At 68.3% G+C, this 16,201-nt stretch carries 18 protein-coding genes; 13 read left to right on the forward strand and 5 right to left on the reverse strand.

Annotated features, from left to right (window positions below):
- Positions 1-46: 46 nt before the first annotated feature.
- Positions 47-1,162, forward strand: coding sequence for an MFS transporter (locus MG068_RS13985; RefSeq protein WP_132810497.1), 1,116 nt, complete (start codon positions 47-49; stop codon positions 1,160-1,162).
- Between the two features lie 95 nt (positions 1,163-1,257).
- Positions 1,258-1,551 (forward strand): hypothetical protein, encoded by a 294-nt coding sequence (locus MG068_RS13990; RefSeq protein WP_032129780.1) that lies wholly within the window; start codon positions 1,258-1,260, stop codon positions 1,549-1,551.
- Here MG068_RS13990 and MG068_RS13995 read toward each other — a convergent pair.
- From MG068_RS13995 to MG068_RS14005, 3 genes are all read right to left on the reverse strand, one after another.
- Positions 1,538-1,972 (reverse strand): hypothetical protein, encoded by a 435-nt coding sequence (locus tag MG068_RS13995; protein WP_032129781.1) that lies wholly within the window; start codon positions 1,970-1,972, stop codon positions 1,538-1,540. The two genes, MG068_RS13990 and MG068_RS13995, sit on opposite strands and share 14 nt — an antisense overlap.
- A 103-nt stretch (positions 1,973-2,075) precedes the next feature.
- Positions 2,076-2,882 (reverse strand): amidohydrolase, encoded by an 807-nt coding sequence (locus MG068_RS14000; RefSeq protein WP_107431716.1) that lies wholly within the window; start codon positions 2,880-2,882, stop codon positions 2,076-2,078.
- 14 nt (positions 2,883-2,896) lie between these two features.
- Positions 2,897-4,045, reverse strand: coding sequence for a pyridoxal phosphate-dependent aminotransferase (locus tag MG068_RS14005; RefSeq protein WP_032129783.1), 1,149 nt, complete (start codon positions 4,043-4,045; stop codon positions 2,897-2,899).
- 187 nt (positions 4,046-4,232) lie between these two features.
- Between MG068_RS14005 and ccmA the strand changes: the two genes are divergently transcribed.
- The 11 genes from ccmA (at position 4,233) to MG068_RS14060 (ending at position 12,590) form a co-directional block, all read left to right on the forward strand.
- The gene (gene ccmA / locus MG068_RS14010; protein ID WP_032129784.1) at positions 4,233-4,862 is read left to right on the forward strand and encodes a heme ABC exporter ATP-binding protein CcmA; all 630 of its coding nucleotides are present in this window, start codon (positions 4,233-4,235) and stop codon (positions 4,860-4,862) included.
- Positions 4,859-5,554, forward strand: a complete 696-nt coding sequence (gene ccmB / locus MG068_RS14015; protein ID WP_132810498.1) for a heme exporter protein CcmB — start codon at positions 4,859-4,861, stop codon at positions 5,552-5,554. Before ccmA ends, ccmB begins: the two co-directional genes overlap by 4 nt.
- A 43-nt stretch (positions 5,555-5,597) precedes the next feature.
- The gene (ccmC, locus tag MG068_RS14020; protein ID WP_010486688.1) at positions 5,598-6,368 is read left to right on the forward strand and encodes a heme ABC transporter permease CcmC; all 771 of its coding nucleotides are present in this window, start codon (positions 5,598-5,600) and stop codon (positions 6,366-6,368) included.
- Positions 6,365-6,553 carry a heme exporter protein CcmD gene (locus tag MG068_RS14025; protein WP_032129786.1) on the forward strand — a complete coding sequence of 63 codons (189 nt, stop codon included), beginning with the start codon at positions 6,365-6,367 and terminating at the stop codon, positions 6,551-6,553. Before ccmC ends, MG068_RS14025 begins: the two co-directional genes overlap by 4 nt.
- Complete coding sequence (ccmE, locus tag MG068_RS14030; RefSeq protein ID WP_132810499.1) at positions 6,550-7,011, forward strand: cytochrome c maturation protein CcmE; 462 nt, start codon at positions 6,550-6,552, stop codon at positions 7,009-7,011. Before MG068_RS14025 ends, ccmE begins: the two co-directional genes overlap by 4 nt.
- Positions 7,012-8,931, forward strand: coding sequence for a heme lyase CcmF/NrfE family subunit (locus MG068_RS14035; RefSeq protein WP_132810500.1), 1,920 nt, complete (start codon positions 7,012-7,014; stop codon positions 8,929-8,931).
- An 8-nt stretch (positions 8,932-8,939) separates the two neighbouring features.
- Entirely contained in the window at positions 8,940-9,557 is a 618-nt protein-coding gene (locus MG068_RS14040; protein ID WP_132810501.1) for a DsbE family thiol:disulfide interchange protein, read from the forward strand.
- Between the two features lie 4 nt (positions 9,558-9,561).
- Complete coding sequence (locus MG068_RS14045) at positions 9,562-10,011, forward strand: cytochrome c-type biogenesis protein (RefSeq protein WP_032129419.1); 450 nt, start codon at positions 9,562-9,564, stop codon at positions 10,009-10,011.
- Positions 10,005-10,994 carry a tetratricopeptide repeat protein gene (locus tag MG068_RS14050; protein WP_132810502.1) on the forward strand — a complete coding sequence of 330 codons (990 nt, stop codon included), beginning with the start codon at positions 10,005-10,007 and terminating at the stop codon, positions 10,992-10,994. The genes MG068_RS14045 and MG068_RS14050 overlap by 7 nt, the downstream gene beginning before the upstream one ends.
- A 138-nt stretch (positions 10,995-11,132) precedes the next feature.
- On the forward strand, positions 11,133-12,245 hold the full coding sequence (gene metX, locus MG068_RS14055) for a homoserine O-acetyltransferase MetX (RefSeq protein WP_032129417.1): 1,113 nt from the start codon (positions 11,133-11,135) through the stop codon (positions 12,243-12,245).
- The gene (locus MG068_RS14060) at positions 12,246-12,590 is read left to right on the forward strand and encodes a DUF1294 domain-containing protein (protein ID WP_049401133.1); all 345 of its coding nucleotides are present in this window, start codon (positions 12,246-12,248) and stop codon (positions 12,588-12,590) included. It begins immediately after the preceding gene.
- A gap of 91 nt (positions 12,591-12,681) precedes the next feature.
- Here MG068_RS14060 and cydC read toward each other — a convergent pair whose 3' ends face one another.
- Entirely contained in the window at positions 12,682-14,355 is a 1,674-nt protein-coding gene (cydC, locus tag MG068_RS14065; protein WP_132810503.1) for a thiol reductant ABC exporter subunit CydC, read from the reverse strand.
- Complete coding sequence (gene cydD / locus MG068_RS14070; protein WP_132810504.1) at positions 14,352-16,097, reverse strand: thiol reductant ABC exporter subunit CydD; 1,746 nt, start codon at positions 16,095-16,097, stop codon at positions 14,352-14,354. Before cydD ends, cydC begins: the two co-directional genes overlap by 4 nt.
- Positions 16,098-16,201: the final 104 nt, after the last annotated feature.

Below are 16,201 nucleotides of genomic sequence, written 5' to 3' on the forward strand. Positions count from 1 at the left end.
TTGCGGACGCAACCACAATGCGCGGCCCTGTTTCTGGAGCGCCCGCATGTCGCGCCGCCTGTTGCTGCTCACCATTGCACTGCTGATGTTTCCGCAGTTGGCACAGACCCTGTACAGCCCGGCCCTGGCCGATCTGGCCGAACGCTTCGCCCTGCCGCCGAGTGCCGCCAGCCAGGCCATGAGCCTGTACCTGTTCGGCTTCGCTGCAGGCGTGCTGCTGTGGGGGCGTCTGGCCGATCGTATCGGTCGTCGCCCTGCCCTTCTCTGTGGCCTCGGCGTTTTCGCAGCGGGCGCATTGGGCGGGCTGGTGGCTGGCAGCTTCGGCCACGTGCTGCTGGCCCAGGCGTTGGCCGCAGTCGGCGCCGCCGCCGCTTCGGTGGTGACCCAGACCGTGCTGCGCGACCATCTGCAGGGGCCAGCGTTGGCCCAGGCATTCTCCTGGATCGGCATGGCCTTGGCCCTGAGCCCGGCCATCGGTCTTGCACTGGGCACGCTGCTGGTCGCCGCCAATGGCTATGTCGGCGTACAGTCCGGCCTGCTGCTGATAGCTGTCCTGCTGGCAGTCGCATGCCTGGCTGGCCTGCGCGAAAGCCGCCCTGCACATATCCCGCACACGCCCATGCTGCCGCTGCTGCGGGAACTGCTGCACGATCGCTGGATCTGGTCACACGCGTTGCTGGTGATGGCCTTCAACGTGGCGATGTACAGCTGGTATGCACTCGGCCCCTTCGTGTTTGCGCGCCTGCACTGGCCAGCCACCTGGTTCGGCGCCAGCGGCGCGGTGCTGGCATTGGGCTCGGCACTGGGCGCGTGGGGCAATGGCCGCCTGCTGCGTGCAGGCGTTGCCGCAACCACGCGCATCCGCATCGCCGCAGGACTGGTCCTGACGGGAGGCCTGCTGGCCACGCTGCTGGATGATCACCCTGCCCTGGTCGCGGCGATGGTGCCGGTGGTGACGGGCTTCGGCCTTGCCATTCCCAATGTGCTCGGCCAGGCTCTGCGCGGCTATCCGCATTGTCTCGGCAGCGCAGGCGCGCTGTTCGGCCTGCTCTACTACCTGTTGATCGGCGCGGCAATGGCGTTGGTCGGCGCAGTGCAGCTGCTGGCACCGACCCTCATCGTGTGTGGCCTGCTGGCCTTGTGGCTGCAGCCGCGGCCTTAGGAATTGCTGCAAAAGCAGCGCACTGTGCGTGGCTTCCGGGAACGGCTTTGATTCCCTGGCTATCGTGCGCGCTCTCCCACACCAGGCAGATGCCCATGATCACCATTACCGCCGAACAGGCACGCGCCAACGCCGATGCCGCCAAGCGCCCGATCGAACAGTTCTACCGCGACCTCGACAACTCGATCCAGATCGGCTCGGAGAATGGCCGCCGCTATCTCGTGTTCGGCTTCAGCCAGGTGATGGCCAGCGAGCAGCTCGTCGAAGACGTGACCGCACAACTGCTCAAGAATGGTTTCGGTGTCGAACGGTTGTTGAGCGATTCCGAACAGCACTACATCCGCATCAGCTGGGGATCTGCCGAGCCGTCGCGCCTCAGCGCCGGCTGAGGGTGAACGCGGTGCCGTCCACGCCCAGGTCCCAGCCCTTGCCGGTACCGGACAGGGCCAGCGAGATGTCGCCCTTGGTCATCACCTGCGCGTTGCTGGACTTCACCGCACCGGCGTGCGCACCCACCGAGGCGTAAGTACCCAGCAGTTCGTTGACGCTGACCGCGCCGGTGAAGCTGCCACGCCCGTTGGTGATCTTCGACTTGCCCACGGTCAGGCCGCCGCCCTTCATCTGGATGCGCACCGGCATGCTGGCGCCGTTGCTGCAGGTGACCGTGCCATTGCCGGAGGCGGTCTTGTAGATCAGCGACCAGCCGGACAGGTTGTAGCGCAGCTCGCAGTCGAGGTTGCCGGCGGCGTGCGCGGCCGGGGCCAGCGATGCAGCGGACAGCGCCAGTAGCAGGGCGAAGGACGTGTTCATGGCAGGACTTCCAGTTCGGTCGGACTGGCGGCGAATCTAGCAGCGCGCGCGTGCACGTTGAATGCAGGCGCACGCGCTGGTGCGGCGGCGTTCAGGCCGTCGCTCAGGCCTGCTCGTCCAGGTGGAAGGCATCGGCATCAAGCATCGCCGGAAAGCGCGCGCGGTGTGCGGCCAGCGCCTCGGCCGAGATGGTGGTGGTGACCACCTGTTCGCGCTCGCGGATTTCCACCTGCGGCTGGCCGAGGAAGTCGATCACCGCGCTGTCGCCGGCATAGTGCAGCTGGTTGCCATCGACGCCGACACGGTTCACCGCGGCAACGAAGCACAGGTTCTCGATCGCACGTGCACGCAGCAGTGTCTTCCACGCATAGGCACGTGCCGACGGCCAGTTGGCGACGAAGATCTGCAGATCGAAATCCAGCTGCTGTGGACGTTCAACGTTGTAGCGGTTGCGGCAGAACACCGGGAAACGCAGGTCGTAGCAGACCTGCGGATTGATCCGCCAGCCCTTCCATTCCACGCTCAGGCGCTCGCGGCCGGCCGCATAGCGCTCGTGCTCGCCGCCATAGCGGAACAGGTGGCGCTTGTCGTAGTACTGCAGCTCGCCGTCGGGCGTGGCGAACAGCAGCCGGTTGTAGACGCCTTCGCCATCACGCAGCTGCACGCTGCCGATCACCGCCGCGTCCAGCGCCTTGGCCTGTTCACGCACCCAGGCCACGGTCGGACCATCCATGCCTTCGGCCTGGGCGATGGCTTCATTGGAGAAACCACTGGTGAACGTCTCCGGCAGGATCACCAGATCGGTGGTGCCGGCCAGCGGTGCCAGCAGCGCGCCGTAGTACTCACGGTTGCCCGCCGGGTCATGCCAGCGGGTGTCGCCCTGGACGAGGGAAATGCGCAGGTCCTGCATGTTCACGCCTCCGCTCAGAGCAGGCGCAGGCGTTCGATCGCCGCGTCCATCGTTGCTTCATTCTTGGCGAAGCACAGGCGTACCAGGCGCTGGCCGGCCGGCGGGTTCTCGTAGAACGGCGACAGCGGAATGGCAGTGACGCCCTTCTCGATGGTCAGCCACTTCACGAACTCATGGTCCGGCAGGTCGCTGATGGCCGAGTAGTCGACCAGCTGGAAGTAACCGCCCGGCACCGGCAGCGCCTTCAGCCGGGTGCTGGCCAGCTGTTCGCGGAAACGATCGCGCTTGGCCTGGTAGAACGCACCCAGCTCCAGGTGGTGTTCGGGCTCATCGCGGATCATCGCGGCGAAGCCGTACTGCGCCGGGCCGAAGCTGGTGAAGGTGTTGTACTGGTGCACCTTGCGGAACTCGGCGGTCAGCGCCGGCGGGGCGATCGCATAGCCGATCTTCCAGCCAGTGCAGTGGTAGGTCTTGCCGAAACTGGAGATGACGAACGCGCGTTCGCGCAGTTCCGGGTAGCGCAGCGCCGATTCATGGCGGCGGCCGTCATAGATGATGTGTTCGTACACCTCATCGGAGATCAGGTAGATCTGCGTGCCGCGCAGCAGCTCGGCCAGCGCCTGCATGTCCTGCGCCGACAGCATCGCACCGGACGGATTGTGCGGGGTGTTGACGATCAGCATGCGGGTACGCGGGGTGATCGCCGCACGCACGCGGTCCCAGTCGACGGCGAAGGTCTGCGGATCCAGCGACACATGCACGGCCTTGGCGCCGGCCAGATCGATCGCCGGTTCATAGCAGTCATACGCCGGGTCGAGCACGATCACTTCCTCGCCCGCACGCACCACGGCATGGATGGCGTTGAAGATGGCCTCGGTGCCGCCGCTGGTGACGGTGATTTCGCTGTCCGCGTCGACCTGCGCGCCGTAGCAGTCCAGCGCCTTCTGCGCGATGGCCTGGCGCAGCGGCGCCACACCCGTCATCGGCGGGTACTGGTTCAGCCCGGCGGCCATCGCCCTGGCGGTTTCATCGATCAGGCGCTGCGGTGCGGAAAAGTCCGGGAACCCCTGACCGAGGTTGACTGCGCCGTGTTCGGCGGCGAGCTGGGACATCACGGTGAAGATCGTGGTACCGACCTTGGGCAGCTTGGTGGTGGGTTGCATCGGCCTGGGGATATGGGGAGACAGACCCCTGAGTTTACGCAATCCCTGCTTCGGTAGTGCCGGCCGCTGGCCGGCAACCCCAGGCAATCTGCGACGCTGGGTCGCACCTGCCGGCCAGCGGCCGGTACTACCCTGTGAATTCACCGCTACAATTGCCGCCGCACTCCGGCATGAAGACCTTTGCCCCTTGAACACCCCTGCATTGCTGGCCGCCAGCGGCCTGAGCTTTTCCCGCAATGACGAGCCGGTGTTCGGCCCGCTGGACTTCCATGTGGACGCCGGCGAAGCCCTGCTGGTTCAGGGCGGCAATGGCGCCGGCAAGACCACCCTGCTGCGCGTGCTGGCGGGCCTGGCCCGGCCTGGTGCCGGGCAGGTGCAGATCGATGGCAGGCCGGCCGGCAATGCCGAGCGCGCGCGTTACGTCGCCTACCTCAGCCACCTGCCCGCATTGAAGCCCGATCTGGACACGCTGGAGAACCTGCATTTCCTGTGTGGCCTGCACGGCCGTCGCGCACGGCAGATGCCGGGCAACGCGCTGGCCATCGTCGGCCTGGCCGGTTATGAGGACACTCTCGTTCGGCATCTGTCCGCCGGACAGAAGCGGCGGCTGGCACTGGCACGCATCTGGCTGTCACCGGCGCCGTTGTGGCTGCTCGACGAACCCTATGCCAACCTTGACCTGGAGGGCATCACCCTGGTCAACCGGATGATTTCCGCGCATCTGCGTGCCGGCGGCGCTGCACTGGTCACCACCCACGGCGCCTATGCCGCACCGCCGGTGCGTACCCGCCAGCTCGACCTCGGCGGTACCGCATGATCGCGCCAGGCACCGAACCGGGCCTGTGGCAGACCGCAGCGGCCCTGCTCAAGCGCGACCTGCGCCTGCTCTGGCGCCGCCGCGGCGATGCGCTGCAGCCGCTGCTGTTCGCGGTACTGGTGGTGGTGCTGTTCGCGCTCGCCCAGGGCCGCGAACCGCAACTACTGGCCGCCACCGCCGGCGCGGTGCTGTGGCTGGCCGTGCTGCTGGCCGGCCAGCTGTCACTGGATTCACTGTTCCGCTCCGATGCCGAAGACGGCTCGCTGGAGCAATGGCTGCTGGCGCCGGTGCCGCTGGCCTGGCTGGTGCTGGTGCGCGTGCTGCTGCACTGGGCCACCACTGCGCTGCCGCTGATCGTGGTCAGCCCGTTGCTGGCCGAAATGCTGCATCTGCCGCATGACCAGCTGCCGATGTTGCTGGCATCGTTGATGCTGGGAACACCGTTGCTGAGCCTGATCGGTGGCGTGGTCGCTGCACTGACCGTAGGCATCCGGCGCTCTGGTATTCTCGTGGCGTTGCTGTCGTTGCCGCTGTACGTGCCGGTGCTGGTGTTCGGTGCAGGCAGCCTGGCAGCGGCGGGACGCGGACAGGATCCGGTCGGTGCGCTGCTGATGCTGGGCGCCGGCCTGCTGGTCGCGCTGGTGCTGGCGCCGTTGGCCACCGCCGCTGCAATACGTATTTCTCTGAGTTGACCGAGCTGAGAGCCAATCCACCCCTGCTGGATAGCCGCCACGCATGAATCCGATTGTCCGCTGGTTCCACCAACTCGGTTCGCCCCCCACGTTCGACCGATTCGCTGCCCGCTGGTCGCGGGTGTTCTACCTCGCGGCGGTGCCGGTGCTGCTGGTCGGCATGTGGCAGGCGCTGCTGGTGGTGCCGCCGGAAGCCAAGCAGCTGGACAGCTTCCGCATCCTCTACATCCACGTGCCCAGCGCCTGGATGAGCCTGTTCGTGTTCGCGCTGATGGCGCTGTATGCCGCCATCGCCCTGATCTGGCGGATCAAGGTCTGCGAGATCCTGGCCATGGCCTGCGCACCGATGGGTGCCGGTTTCACCCTGATCACCCTGCTCACCGGCAGCATCTGGGGCAAGGGTACCTGGGGCACCTGGTGGGACTGGGACCCGCGCATGACCAGTGAGCTGGTGCTGCTGTTCCTGTACCTGGGCGTGATCGGCCTGTATCACGCCATCGAAGACCGCCGCAGCGCCGCACGCGCAGCCGGCCTGCTGGCCATCGTCGGAGTCAGCCTGCTGCCGGTGATCCGCTATTCGGTGGACTGGTGGGGCGGCCTGCACCAGCGCCAGTCGATCAACGTGTTCGGTGAATCGGCGATCAGCAGCGCGATGATCGCGCCGCTGTGGTGGATGGTGATCGGCACCAAGTTCTGGTTCGCCGGTTCGGTGCTGGCCAAGGCCCGTGCCGACAATCTCGACCGCGAGGCCGGCAAGGCCTGGGTCGGCGGCCGCGTCGATGCCGCACGTGCGGCCGGGGAGGCCCAGCCATGACCCACCTGCCCTATGTGATCGGCGCCTATGCCGTGTTCGTGCTGGTACTCGGCGCCGATGCCATCGGTTCGTGGCTGCGCCTGCGCGTGGCACGCCGGTTGGCGCTGGCACGCCAGCAGCGGCAGCAGACCCGCGCCGTCAAACAGGACGCTGCGGCGCCGCTGTCGACGGAGCTGGAACGATGACGCCGGTACAACGTCGCCGCCTGGTCTGGGTACTGCTGGCCCTGCTCGCCTCCGGGCTGGCCACCGCACTGGTGGCGATGGCGCTGGAACGCAACATCGCCTACCTGTACACGCCTTCGGAAGTGCTGCGCGGCGATGTCGATGCGCAGTCGCGGTTCCGCCTGGGCGGCATGGTGGTGAAGGGCTCCTTCAACCGCCCGGTGGGTTCGCTGGAAGCACGTTTTGAAGTGACCGACGGCGATGCCCAGCTGGCGGTGACCACGTCGCGGATCCTGCCGGACATGTTCGCCGAAGGCACGGCGGTGGTTGCCAGCGGCCGCATGCAGGACGGCACCTTCATCGCCGACGAGGTGCTGGCCAAGCACGATGAAAAATACGTGCCGAAGGAAGTGGCCGACAAGATGGGCGACGCCCATCGCAAGCACGACGTGCCGGTGACGGCACCCGAGGTGCGCTGAGTGCTGCCCGAACTGGGTCAGATCCTGTTGTTGTGCGCGTTGCTGGCCTCGCTGCTGCAGGCCGGCCTGCCGCTGGTCGGCGCGCATCGCGGCAACACGGCATGGATGGCGGTGGCACGGCCAGCCGCCTTCGCACAGCTGCTGCTGCTCGCCGGCGCCTTCGCGGTGCTCACCGCCGCGTTCGTGCAGCAGGACTTCTCGGTGCGCTACGTGGCCGAGAACTCCAATTCGCTGCTGCCGATGATCTACCGCTACTCGGCGGTGTGGGGTGCGCACGAGGGCTCACTGCTGATGTGGGCGCTGGTGCTGGCGCTGTGGACCGGTGCAGTGGCGCTGTTCTCGCGGCACCTGCCGGCACCGGTGCAGGCGCGTGTACTGGCGGTGATGGGCATCGTCAGCGTCGGATTCCTCGCCTTCCTGATCTTCACCTCCAACCCGTTCCTGCGCCTGAATCCGGCCCCGCTGGAAGGCCGTGATCTCAACCCGCTGCTGCAGGACCCGGGCCTGATCATCCATCCGCCGATGCTGTACATCGGTTACGTGGGCTTTGCTGTGCCGTTCGCGTTCGCGGTGGCGGCACTGCTGGAAGGCCGCGTCGACGCGCGCTGGCTGCGCTGGACGCGGCCGTGGACCAACGTCGCCTGGGGCTTCCTGACCCTGGGCATCGCGCTGGGCAGCTGGTGGGCCTATTACGAGCTGGGCTGGGGCGGCTGGTGGTTCTGGGACCCGGTGGAGAACGCCAGCTTCATGCCGTGGCTGGTCGGCGCCGCACTGATCCATTCGCAGGCCGTCACTGAAAAGCGCGGCACCTTCGGCAGCTGGACCCTGCTGCTGGCGATCGCCGCCTTCGCACTGTCGCTGCTCGGCACCTTCCTGGTGCGCTCCGGCGTGCTGACCAGCGTGCATTCGTTCGCCGCCGATCCCTCGCGCGGCCTGTTCATCCTGGTGTTCCTGTCGGTGCTGGTCGGCGGCAGCCTGCTGCTTTACGCGTTGCGTGCCAGCCAGCTGAGCGTGGACGCCGACGATCCGCGCCGTGGCTTCACCGCCACCTCGCGCGAGACCCTGCTGCTGGCCAACAACCTGCTGCTGGCCACCGCCTGCGCGATGGTGCTGCTCGGCACACTGTATCCGTTGCTGGCCGATGCACTGTCGCTGGGCAAGATCTCGGTCGGCCCGCCCTACTTCGGCAGCCTGTTCCTGCTGCTGATGGCACCGATGATCCTGCTGCTGCCGTTCGGCCCGCTGGTGAAGTGGCAACGCGACCAGCCCTCGCGCGCGTTCGCGCTGCTGGCACCCTGGCTGGGGCTGGCGGTGCTGCTGGGTGCGCTGGCCTGGTGGCAGGCGCCGCAGAACGGCTGGAAGGCCGGTCTCGGTGTCGCTGCCGCGGTCTGGGTCGGCTTCGGTACCGCACGCTTCGTCTGGCAGCGACTGCGCGGCAATGGCCGCTTCACCGCCGAAATGCTCGGCATGATCGTCGCCCATGCCGGCATCGCCGTGTTCCTGGCCGGTGCGCTGCTGGTGGAAGCCCTGAACGTACAGCGTGAAGTGGCGCTGGCACCGGGCCAGCAGGTGGTGGTCGGCCGCCACGAAGTACGCTTCGAGGGCGTGGACCATCGCGAAGGACCGAACTTCATCGCCGACCGCGGCCACCTGCGCGTGTTCCGCGACGGCCGCGAGCTGGCCCTGCTGCATCCGGAGAAGCGCCAGTACGCCAGCGGCGGCCAGGTGATGACCGAGGCCGGCATCGATGCACGCTTCGATGGTGATGTCTACGTGGCATTGGGCGAGCCGCTGGGCAACAATGCATGGGCGGTCCGGGTGCACATCAAGCCGTTCGTGCGCTGGATCTGGCTGGGCGCGCTGCTGATGGCCCTGGGCGGATTCATCACCGCCGCCGACCGCCGCTTCCGTCGTCCGTAGGAGTTCCCATGTCCGAGTCCCCCACCCCGCACCCCTCCCGCCCGCTGCCGCCGGTAGCCATCGTGATCGGCGTGCTGTTCTTCTTCGGCCTGCTCGGGCTGATGATCTACGGGGTGATGAAATCGGGTGATCCGCAGCGCGACGTGCTGCCATCGGCGCTGATCGACAAGCCGGCGCCGGCGTTCGCGCTGCCGGTGCTGCACGACCCGGAAATGATCGTGCACAGCGACGAACTGCGCGGCGCGCCTTACCTGTTGAACGTGTGGGGCAGCTGGTGCGCGGCCTGCCGCGAGGAACACCCGGTGCTGACCCGTTTCGCCGAGAGCAAGCGCGTGCGCGTGATCGGCTACAACTGGAAGGATGAACCGACCGATGCCCTGCATTGGCTGGAACAGCTGGGCAACCCGTTCATGGTCGTGCTCAGCGACGTGGAAGGCCGCACCGCGATCGACTGGGGCGTGACCGCGGCACCTGAAACCTTCCTGGTCGATGGCAGCGGCGTCGTGCGCTGGAAGTACAGCGGTGCGATGACCCAGCGCGTGGTCGACGAGAAGCTGATCCCGGCACTGGAGAAGATCGAGAAGGCCCAGGGCAATGCCGGCAGCACGCTGCACACGGCGCCCTGAGCCCATGCGCTGGCTGCTGGCATTGCTGCTTCTGATGCTGCCCTTGGCCGTGCTGGCACAGCAGCCGTTGCATGATCCGCAGCCACTGCAGTTCCGCGATGGCGCCGAAGAACGCCGCTTCCACGACCTGGCAGCGCAGCTGCGCTGCGTGCAGTGCCAGAACCAGTCGTTGGCCGACTCGAACGCGCAGATCGCGCAGGACCTGCGCCGTGAGGTGCTGCAGCTGATGCAGCAGGGCCGCGACGACGCACAGATCAAGCAGTTCCTGGTCGCGCGCTACGGTGAGTTCGTGCTCTATCAACCGCCTCTGCAGCCGGGCACCTGGCTGCTGTGGGGCGGTCCGCTGCTGGTGCTGGGCGCCGGCGCGCTGGTGGTACTGGGCATCGTCCGCCGCCGTGGCCGCACGGTTGCTGCCGCCCCCGCCAGCAAGACCGATGAAGGAGACGGATGGTGAGCCATTGGCTGCCGATGCTGGCTGGACTGGTGGCCGCACTGATGGCGGCGCTGGTGCTGTGGCCGCTGCGCCACCACGGTCGCCGCGGTTTCGTGGTGGGCGTGCTCGCGCTGGGCGTGGCCGGTGCCTGCCTGTATCTGCTGGTTGGTGATCCGCGTGCAGCACAGGTACAACCGACCCCGTCGGTAGCCACCCTGCGCGATGGCGTGCAGGCCCTGCAGGATGCACTGAAGCGAGACCCGCAGCGAGCCGATGGCTGGACGCTGCTGGGCCGGTCGCAGGCCGAACTGGGCAACGCCGCAGCCGCAGCGGATGCCTTCGCACGTGCTGCCGCTCTCGCCCCGGAAGACCCCGGCGTGCTGGTGGAAGCGGCGCAGGCACGTGCGCAGGCCGATGCCGGCAAGCAGTTCGATGACACCGCGATGGCCTGGTTGCAGCAGGCTCGTGCGCTGGCGCCCGATGCGGAGCGCGCCAGCTGGCTGCTGGGCATCGCCCTGCGCCAACGCGGAAAGAACGCCGAGGCTGCCGACGTCTGGAGCGGCCTGCTGCCACGGCTTGAGCCCGGCGCCGCGCAGGCGCTGCAGGCGCAGATCGCCATCGCCCGCGAAGCCGCCGGCCAGGCGCCTGATGCTGCCGCTGCGGCGCCACCGGCGCTGCTGCAGGTGCGCGTGCAACTGCCTGCGCTGAACAACGCCGAGTGGCCCGCCAGCACCCAGGTATTCGTGCTGGCCCGCGCCGTGGGTGGACCGCCGATGCCGGTGGCCGCACGCAAGCTGCCTCTGGCCGGTTTCCCGGCCACGGTAGGGCTGGGCGACGCAGACAGCCCGATGCCGACCGCACCGTTGTCCGCGCATCGCGAAGTGGAAGTGCTGGCACGCATCTCGCGCAGCGGCAGTGCCAACCGCGGCGAGGATGACCTGCAGAGCGTGCCGGTGAAGGTGAGCCTGCCGCATGAAGGCGTGGTGGAGCTGCGGTTCCCGTAGTGCCGGCCGCTGGCGGGCAACCACGTGGGCGCATCCAGATTCATGAGGTTGCCGGCCAGCGGCCGGCACCACCGGGGGCATCGCCGATGGAAACCAGCGTGTCGCCAGCTCCACATGCGGCCCCGCTAGAATGGCTGCATGACCGAATTCATCCCGCCCGGCACCCGCTTCCACGCCCTGCCCTCGCCGTTCCCGTTCAAGCGCGGTGGCGCCCTGCACGGCGCACGCGTGGCCTACGAAACCTGGGGAACGCTGGCGGCGGACGCCAGCAATGCGATCCTGATCGTGACCGGCCTGTCGCCGGACGCGCATGCAGCGGCCAACGAGGCCAACCCGGCACCGGGCTGGTGGGAAGGCATGGTCGGCCCCGGCAAGCCGATCGATACCGACCGCTGGTACGTGGTGTGCGTGAACTCGCTGGGCAGCTGCAAGGGTTCGACCGGCCCGGCATCGCTCAACCCGGCCACGGGCCAACCGTATCGCCTCGACTTCCCCGAGCTGTCGATCGAAGACGGCGCACGCGCCGCGATCGAAGTCGTGCGTGCACTGGGCATCGAACAGCTGGCCTGCGTGGTCGGCAATTCAATGGGCGGCATGACCGCACTCGCGGTACTGATGCTGCACCCGGGCATTGCGCGCAGCCACGTCAACATTTCCGGCAGTGCGCAGGCACTGCCGTTCTCGATCGCGATACGTTCGCTGCAGCGCGAGGCGATCCGCCTTGATCCGCGCTGGAATGGCGGTCACTACGACGATGCCGAGTATCCCGAGTCCGGCATGCGCATGGCGCGCAAGCTGGGCGTGATCACCTACCGTTCGGCACTGGAATGGGATGGCCGCTTCGGCCGCGTGCGGCTGGATTCGGACCAGGCCGACGACGATCCGTTCGGCCTGGAATTCCAGGTGGAAAGCTACCTGGAAGGCCATGCCCGGCGCTTCGTGCGCTTCTTCGATCCGAACTGCTACCTCTACCTGAGCCGCTCGATGGACTGGTTCGACCTGGCCGAATACGCCGACGGTGATGTGCTGGCCGGGCTGGCGAAGATCCGGGTGGAGAAGGCGCTGGCGATCGGCGCCAACACCGATATCCTGTTCCCGGTGCAGCAGCAGCAACAGGTCGCCGACGGCCTGCGCGCAGGCGGTGCCGATGCGCGTTTCATCGGCCTGGAGTCGCCGCAGGGCCATGACGCCTTCCTCGTCGATTTCGAGCGTTTCGGCCCGGCCGTGCGCGGCTTCCTCGACGCGCTGTAAGTGGCATGGCGGCGTAACCTCGCGCTGGCCGCATTCGGTGCGTTGATCGCACTGACGGTCAGCGGCGTGCTGCCGCTGTGGCTGGGCGGTTGGTGCCTGCTCGCCAGCGCGGTGTCGTTCGGCCTGTACGGCCACGACAAGCGCGCGGCGCAGCGAAAGCAGTGGCGGATTCCCGAGCGCACACTGCAGTTGCTGGCTTTTGCCGGCGGTTGGCCGGGCGCGCTGCTGGGCCAGGCGCTGTTCCGCCACAAGCATCGCAAAGCCGGATTCCAGTGGGTGTTCTGGCTGTGCGTGCTGGCCAACGTGGCCTCGATCGCGGTGATGCTGCGCGAGTTCTCACGGTAACCCTTCGAATGGGTAGTGCCGGCCGCTGGCCGGCAATTCCGTATCCATATCAAGCGCCATGAGGTTGCCGGCCAGCGGCCGGCACTACCATTCACGCTTCGCGCACCAGAACCCCATCACGCAACCGGTACTGCGCATCCACCACGCCGTCGGGCAGGTCGTCGTGGGTGATCATCAGCAGGCTGCGCCCGTCCAGCAACCCGGAGAGGTCCTGCAGCAACGCACGTGCGGTATCCACGTCCAGGCCTTCGGTCGGTTCGTCCAGCAGCAGGATCGGCGCATTGCGCAGCAGCGCGCGCGCCAGCGCCAGGCGTCGTGCCTGGCCGGCCGACATCGTCGCGCCGTTCTCGCCCACCCAGGTCTGCAGGCCACCGTTGCGCTCGGCCCACTCACCCAGGCGCACGCGACGCAGCACCGCCCACAACGCTGCGTCACTGGCATCGGGATCACCCAATCGCAGGTTCTCGGCCACGCTGCCGGCAAACACCGGCGCGTTCTGCGGCAGCCACGCCAGTTGCCGGTGCCAGTCGGCCTGGGCGAAATCACGCAGGTCGCGGCCCCCGTAGGTCAACCGTCCCTGTTGCGGATCCCATAACCGCAGCAGCAGGCTCGACAGGGTGGTCTTGCCACTGCCGCTGTCGCCGCGAATCGCGATCCGCTCGCCCGGCGCCAGGGTCAGCTGCAGGCCGGACAACACCGGCCGCGCCGCACCGGGCCACTGGAAGTGCACGTCATCCCAATGCACGCGCGCGGCCTGCGGCACCGCCTGCGGCGCCTGCGGGTCCTCCACCGTCGGCGGTTGCTCGACGATGGCCTGCAGGCGATCGGCGGCGATGCGCCCGGACTGCAGCGACTGCCAGGCCAGGCCCATGCCGGCCCACAGTTCGATCAGTGCCACGGTGAGGAACACCAGACCCGCTGCCATTTCCGGCGCGATGCGCTGCTGTTCGGCCGCATGCAGGGCCAACGCCAGCATCGCCACCAGGCCCAGTCCGGCGACCAGGCCATGCAGGGTCGAGGCCGCGATCAGGCGCCAGCGCCGACGACGATCCCGCGAAGCCAGCTGCTTGGCGGCCACGCGCACCTTCAACTGCCACGCTGCATCGGCATGCAACGCGGCCAGATCACCCGCGCCCTCCAGTCCTTCGAAGGCTGCGGTACGCAGGGCAGCACGATGCGCGGCACGGTCGGCCTCCTCATCGTCGCGACCACGCACGCCCAGCCACGGCACACCGAAGGCGATCAGCAACGCCAGCACCGCCAGCAGTACCGCCGCAGACGGCAGGATCACAGCGGCCGAGGCGATCGCCACCAGTGACAGCGCACCCAGCGCCACCAGCGGCCCGATCGCACGCACCAGCAGGCCATCCACCTCATTGATGTCACCCAGCAGGCGTGCCAGCAGTTCGCCGGTACGCGTGGCCCCCAGCCGCGCCGGTGCCAGTGGCAGCGCGCGGCGGAAGAACCACACGCGCAGGTCGCGGGCGATGCGCAGCGTGGCATCGTGGCCGACCAGCTTCTCGAAGTAGCGCGACACGATGCGCGCCATGGTCAGGCCGCGGATGCCGGCCGACGGCGAAAAGAAGTTGAAGCCCTGCGCCAGCCCGGCCGCACCGGCCAGCGCAGCGGCGGTCAGGAAGCCACCGGACAGGCCCAGCAGGGCGGTGCCGGCCAGCATCGTGATCCACAGCAGCAGCACGGTCAGCAGCAGGCGCGGGCGATGGCGCAGGAACACCGCGCGCAGCGAATCAGGCGAACGGCTCATGCGCGCACCGCCTGTGCCGGCTCGACCAGGCGGCCTTCCGGCAACAGCAGGCAACGGTCAGCCCACGCGATCACCGCCGGGCTGTGGGTGGCGACCACCACGCTGCGGCCACGTGCATACGCGGCCAGGCTGCGCAGCAGTGCGGCCTCGGTATCGGCATCGAGGAACGCGGTGGGCTCGTCCAGCAGCAGCACCTGCGGATCACGCAGCAACAGGCGGGCCAGGCCGATGCGGCGGGCTTCGCCGCCGGACAGGCCGAAGCCACGTTCGCCGATCACCGTATCCAGGCCCTGTGGCAGGCGCTGTGCGAACTGCAGCACCTGCGAGGCCTCGGCCACTGCGCGCAACCGCGCATCGCTGGCGCCGGGATCTGCCAGGCGCAGGTTGTCGGCGATGCTGCCGTGGAACAGGTACGGCCGCTGGCTGGCATAGGCCACCTGCACGCCGGGCCGCAGCTGCAGCTTGCCGGCGCGCGGCGGCAACCATCCGGCCAGTGCTTCCAGCAGCGTGCTCTTGCCGGATCCGCTGGGGCCGACCAGGGCCAGGCGCTGGCCCGGTTCCAGCAGCACATCCAGATCCTGCAGCACGTCCTGCGGCGCGCCCAACGGGCGCAGCACCAGCCCCTGCGCCTGCAGCGGCGGCAATGCGGCCTCGGCCGGCTCCACCGCCAGCGGCACGATCTCGTTCTCGATCAGGCCCTGCTCATCGGGCAGCGACTGCAGCAGGCGCTCCACCTCGGCGGCGGCAGCCAGTGCGTTGGCACGATCGTGGTAGTGCGCGGCCAGCCGCCGCAGCGGCGCGTAGAACTCCGGCGCCAGCAGCAGGCAGAACAGCCCAGCGCCCAGCGTCGGCACTGCTGCATGCAGCGTCATCAGGCCCAGATAGCTCAGGCCCAGGTACAGCGCAACCATCGCCACGCTCACCGAGGCGAAGAATTCCAGCACCGTGGACGACAGGAAGGCGATGCGCAGCACCTTCATCGTACGCACGCGCACGCCTTCGGCAGCGGCCGCGATGCCGTCCAGTTCGGCCTCGCCGCGGCCATACAGGCGCAGCAGGCCCAGACCCTTGATGCGGTCGGCGAAGTGGCCGCTCATCCGCGCCAGCTCGCCCAGCTGCGCACGGCCGGCGGCTTCAGCGCCCCAGCCCACCAGCATCATGAAGAACGGCACCAGCGGTGCGGTGAACAGCAGGATCAGCGCCACCACCCAATCCACCCAGGCCACTGCGGCCAGGATCAGCAGCGGCACCACCACCACTTCGGTGCGCACCGGCAGGAAGCCGCTGTAATAGCTCTCGATCGCATCACCGTGATGCAGCATCAGTTCGCCCAGCTCGCCGGTGCGGCGCTGGCGCAGCCACAGCGGCCCATGCCCAAGCAGGCGCGCGAACACACGCTCGCGCAGCGCCAACCGCGCAGCATCGGCCACATCACCGGCAGCCGCCTGGGTGGCGCTGCCCAGCAGCGTGCGCAGCACCAGGATCACCGCCAGCCCAGCGAGCACCGGCAGGCCCGACGCCAGCGGTGCGCGTTCCACCAGCACCTGCTGCACCAGCCAGGCGATGGCAGCGGCCTGGCCGATCAGCAGCGCGCCAGACAGGCTGATGCACAGCGCCGCCAGACGCTGGCGACCTCGAGCGGAGCGCGCAAGATCGGCCAGCCAGGCGGTGCGGGCACGCCGCTGGCGGGTCGTTTCGGCTTCCGGGGAAAGGCCGTCAGGGGTCGTTTCGGCAGCGCTCAAGGGGTCTTCACGGGTAACAGGGGAGACACGGCATTGTAGGCGCAGGCAACAGCCTCCCCCTGCGGCCGGCGGTCGCAGTCTTCATCGGGTTGGCATACGATCCT

Origin of the sequence: Stenotrophomonas sp. ASS1, from assembly GCF_004346925.1 — a bacterium.
In the GTDB taxonomy this organism is placed as follows: Bacteria; Pseudomonadota; Gammaproteobacteria; order Xanthomonadales; family Xanthomonadaceae; genus Stenotrophomonas; species Stenotrophomonas maltophilia_A.